The following is a 4,814-nucleotide window of genomic DNA, read 5'->3' as shown; positions in this document are numbered from 1 at the left end:
AAGATCATCCTCCAACCCGGAGACCCCGAGGCTACCTTTTGAATCCTGGAGCACATCCCTCCCAGACGGTCGGCGAAAAAAGCGCTCCCTTCGGTCGGGTTCCGAATCTGGTATTAGCCCCCCTATTCATCTTCGGTTCCAACTTGCCGATTCAGACTGGCGGGTGCGGGATCTCTGGATGGCTGATGGTACCGTTCGGGGCGCATTCGGAAAGTTGTCCTGGGCTGGGGTCGTGTACGCCATGCCCCAGCGATTGCTGTTTACAGGCTTATGGTGTGGAGTTGCTCGTGCACAAAGACCAGTAGACATTGCTTTCTGGCCTGCGCTGGGTTCTCCTGGGCAAGAGATCTTGGAGTTCTCCCGCCTATCAGCGCTGGCAGAGCCCGGGTGAAATTTCGACTACCCACTCGTACGAAATTATGCGCTGGGAGGATGGGGCAACCGACGGATACCGGGGTAGTGCTCTCCCACAACAACCTCCCCGCCGAGACAGGGGTGTTAGGTTAAATCGGTCTAATGTCAGGCTAAGGTCAGCATAAGCGTGTGCTTTTACACTGCGCGGCATTCTAGAGGAGGTAGTGGAATGAAGATTTTAATTGCTCCTGGTGGCTTCAAAGAGAGTCTTTCCTCGGTTCAACTGGCCAGGGCCATGCAGCGTGGAGTGGAGCGGGTTTTGCCCGATGCAAGAACTACCCTGCTCCCGCTTACCGATGGCGGAGAGGGCTTTACGCAGGCGTTGGTGGAGTCCACCGGTGGGCGGCTTTTCCAGAGTGTGGTGTTGGGGCCGCTGGGGCAGAGTGTTACTGCACAGTACGGCATTCTGGGTGATGGCGAGACGGGGGTGCTCGAGATGGCCAGCGCGGCGGGTTTGCGCCTGGTTCCCAAAGACTGCCGGAATCCGCTACTCACCACCACCTACGGGGTTGGGCAGATTATCCTCGCTTTGCTGGAGAGACCCCACATTAAGCGCATCCTGATTGGCTGTGGAGACTCCGGCACCAACGATGGGGGAGTCGGGATGGCCCAGGCACTCGGCGCTCGTTTTCTCGACCAGGATGGGTTCGAGATCGAGTTTGGCGGAGGCGCGCTGGTCAACCTGGCCGAACTTGACACCTCCAACCTGCATCCGCGAACTGGGCAGGTAGAGGTGCTGGCTGCCTGTAACATCAAAAACATCTTGCTGGGTGAGCGCGGCGTGGCCCGGGTATTTGGCCCCCAAAAAGGAGCCACCCCAGGGATGGTCGAGATCCTCGAGGCCGGACTTTCCAACCTGGCCCTCCACCTGCAAAAACAACAGGGTGTCGAGTATGGCAGCCTGCCTGGCTCGGGGGCTTCTGGCGGCCTGGGAACCGGGTTGATGGCTTTTCTGGGTGCCAGGCTTCTATCCTGGGACGAGGTGGTGGGGCCGTTCTTGAAACTCGAGCAGCACCTTCACGAAGCCGACCTGGTCATTACCGGAGAAGGGCGGGTGGATGCCACCACCGCGACGGGCAAGGTGCCGTACTGGGTGGCCCAACAGGCCATGGCGCTGGGCAAGCCGGTGCTGGCTTTGGGCGGAAGCCTGGGACAGGGCTCGCAGGAGCTACACCGGCATGGGCTGAACTGGGTGGGCTCGATCATGCCGCATCCGGCCAGCCTCGAGGAGGCCATGCAACACGCCGAAGACTGGGTTGCCGATGCCATTACCCAGGCCATGCGCCTGGTAGTGGTGGGGCAGATCTTAGCAGGGCAAGGCTCCGAGAGGTTTGCCCTGCGATAACACGGTTCGCGGGTGGGCAGCTGCCAGCAACGGGCAAACCTCAATCCGCAGTCTGGGCATTAGAGCCGCCTAACCTTCATCTAAGGAGCGAAGTATTTAGCCTGACTATCCTCTGACAAAGCGGAGCCATGCATGACCATACCCTCGAGGTTTTCCCAATCGCTCAACACACCGCTACGGATTCCATTCCTGGGCGAACTTCCACTTCGGTCGCTGATGGTGTTTGCTGGGACTCTGGCGGTGGTGTTTTCCATCTGGTTTGGTCTCGACGAGCACAGCCTCCACATCCGCCTGGCTTTCCTCACCTTTGCGGTGGCCATTGTGGGATGGGTGTTCACCAGGATCAACGACACCTATATCGCCCTGGCGGCGGCCATGACCTTCGCGGTGGTAGGCATCGAAAAGCCCGAAGACTTTTTTTCGTCGTTGGGAGACTCGATGGTCTGGCTGTTGCTGGCGGCCTTTTTTGTGGCGGTTTCGGTCAAGCAGTCCGGGTTAGCCCAGCGGCTGGCCCTGGCGGTGGCGGCCAAAACCCGTAGTGTTGAAGGTCTGTTCTATGCGCTCACGGCAGTGATTATCGCTACCGCCTTCTTCATTCCCTCCACCTCGGGGCGGGCCGCACTGATGCTTCCGGTCTTCATGGTCTTTGCTTCAGTGCTGCCAGGGCGGGTGGTGCGTGCGTTGGCGATCCTGTTTCCGACAGCGATTCTGCTCTCGGCGGTGGCTTCGTTGATAGGGGCCGGGGCACACCTGATTACCGCCGATGTGGTCATGCGGATGGGCGGCGAAAGGCTGGATTTCTTTCGCTGGATGGTTCTGGGAGCCCCGCTGGCGCTGGTGAGTACCTTCATGTCCACCTGGGTGATCCTGCGTCTATTTTTGACCAGAGAGGAGCGTGGTCAGCACTTTTCGGGCTCCACAAGCCTGGCTTCCACACCTGGGTTCAGAACGGGTCTACCGCGCAGGCTGAGCGCACAGGAGTGGTACGTGCTGGGGGTGGTGCTGGTGCTGGTGGGGCTGTGGATGAGCCAGTCGTTACACGGCATCAACAACACCCTGGTCGCTTTGCTGGGCGCGATGGCGGTCACACTGCCTCGCTTTGGAAATATCTCGTTTAAGGAAGGTCTCAAGGGCGTGGAGTGGAACATCCTGCTCTTTATGGCCGCGACCCTCGAGCTCGGCGAAGCCCTGGTGGAGTCCGGCGCAGCCCGTTTGATGGTGGATAGCCTGTTCAGCAGCCTGCAAAACAGTCCGTGGAGCAGCCCCTGGGCGGTGGTCGGGATCATAATCTTGATTTCTCTGCTTTCGCACCTGGTGATTGTGAGCCGGAGCGCTCGCTCAACGGTGCTGGTGCCACTGGTGGTGGTGCTGGCCATTGGACTGGGCTACAGCAGCACGGCCCTGGCTTTTATCGCTACTGCTGCTGCAGGCTTCTGCCTGACCCTGATGGTGAGTGCCAAGCCACTGGGCCTGTATGCTCAGATGGAGCGCCCCACCTTCAACCAGGCTGATTTGTTCAGGCTCTCGAGCGTCTTGCTCCCGCTACACGCAGTTCTACTTGGCCTATTTGCCTTCGTAATCTGGCCCGCTATGGGTCTGAGCCTTGAGCGCAAGCCCCTCCCGGTACCGCCGCCTCCAGTCTGGCAGAGCCGACCAGCGATTCTGCCGTTCACCCCGCCAAAACCGGCTGGTGAGACAACTCCCATCCCGCAGCATAAACCCCAGCCTGCATCGGCAACCCTCGGGGCTGCCCCCGGCCCGGGCGCAGGCCAACCCCCAGGAACTGTGCAGCCCAGGGCCTCGAGCGCAGCCAGAAAGCCCTCTGAGCTTAGCCAGGCCGATGTTCGTCGGCGCAAACAGCAGTTGATTGAAGAAAACCTGCGCCGGGAACAGGAGCGAGTCCGCAGGCTCGAGGCTGCCCGGCCCGCAGCTTCCCTGGATCCCCCGCTCGATACCTCCTCCAGAGCCGCGCGGTCTGAACCGACCCCCTCTACAACTCCCCAGCCTCTGTCGGGCTCTGCTCCTGTGGCGTCCCCGCTGCCCGACGCGGCCCTCGAGCGCACCAGAATCGAACCGGAGCGAGACGACGATGATTGAAAACATCGGATCAAGACAATCCCTTTGAGAGCCATCCCGGGTAGATACTTTGAGGCTGGTAGCCTTGCGAAGTTCTTCCCCAGCGGATGCTCCCTTTTTTGGCTCAGGGGGTTGCTACTAAACCTGCTGGGATCTGGAGTCGAAAAAGTTGCGTTGGATCGAGAAGTTCAGGATGGCTGTCGGAACCCTTCAGACTGTATTCAGAAACCTGCCCTAAGCTGAGGCGTGAAGGTTTTGCTCCGACCGGTATTTTTTGTGGTGGTGCTGCTGGGCATGGCATATGCCCAAAGACCCGTAGAAATTGCCTTCTGGCATACCCTGGACTCCCCTGGACGAGAGGCCCTCGAGCAAATCGTTGCCAGCTTCAATGATCGCCAGCGCGACTACCGCGTGGTGTCCCGGTATGTGGGCGACCTGCGTGAAGGTGGCATCCGGCTTATGGCCGCACTGCGGGCGGGCAATGCACCCCAGCTCTACTACGGCGAGGTCTCGTTTGTGAGCCGGGCTGTGCAGGAAAACCTGGCCCTGCCGCTCGATGAATACCTCGGCAGCTTACCGGGCGATTTCTATCCGGGCCTGCTGGAGACCGGGCGCTTTCGAGGCAGAACCTATGCCCTGCCCGTAGAGCTACACCTGCCGGTGCTGTTTTTCAATGCCGACCAGATGGTCGCCCGCCGCCTGAGCCCGCCCCAGACCTGGGAAGCGCTGGCAGCAGTAGCGGGGCAACTGACCACCCGGGCAGCCCGTGGTTTTACCATCGTGAGCGACATTTATACCTTCAACGCAGTGGTGATGAGCCGGGGTGGGCAACTTGTGCGCGAGGGCCGCCCCAACTTTACCGATGCCAGTGTGGTGCAGAGCCTCGAGTATTTACACAACCTGGTTCGCTCCAATGCTGCTCGCAGCCGCAATATGGCCGAGGCCCAGTTCGCCCTGGTGGATTTTGTGCGAACCAATA

The 4,814-nt window shown here is 60.3% G+C and carries 3 protein-coding genes; all 3 read left to right on the top strand.

Translation table 11 applies throughout. The annotated features are described in order from the left end of the window. Positions 1-583 precede the first annotated feature (583 nt). A complete protein-coding gene (locus Q0288_RS16280) occupies positions 584-1,759 on the top strand; it encodes a glycerate kinase (protein WP_299432818.1) in 1,176 nt (391 codons plus the stop codon). Between the two features lie 132 nt (positions 1,760-1,891). Beyond that, a complete protein-coding gene (locus Q0288_RS16275; RefSeq protein WP_299432816.1) occupies positions 1,892-3,856 on the top strand; it encodes an SLC13 family permease in 1,965 nt (654 codons plus the stop codon). Positions 3,857-4,081: 225 nt separating this feature from the next. Further along, on the top strand, positions 4,082-4,814 hold a 733-nt coding region (locus Q0288_RS16270), incomplete at its 3' end, for an extracellular solute-binding protein (RefSeq protein ID WP_299432813.1).

This window comes from uncultured Meiothermus sp. (assembly GCF_937863175.1).
Lineage (GTDB): Bacteria > Deinococcota > Deinococci > Deinococcales > Thermaceae > Meiothermus.
Note: the sequence above shows the minus strand (reverse complement) of the source record. Positions and strands in the feature narration are given on the sequence as shown.

Bases quoted from the DNA above. Each gene is read 5' to 3' on its own strand.
- Q0288_RS16280 (WP_299432818.1), top strand. From the start codon at position 584: ATGAAGATTTTAATTGCTCCTGGTGGCTTCAAAGAGAGTCTTTCCTCG.
- Q0288_RS16275 (WP_299432816.1), top strand. From the start codon at position 1,892: ATGACCATACCCTCGAGGTTTTCCCAATCGCTCAACACACCGCTACGG.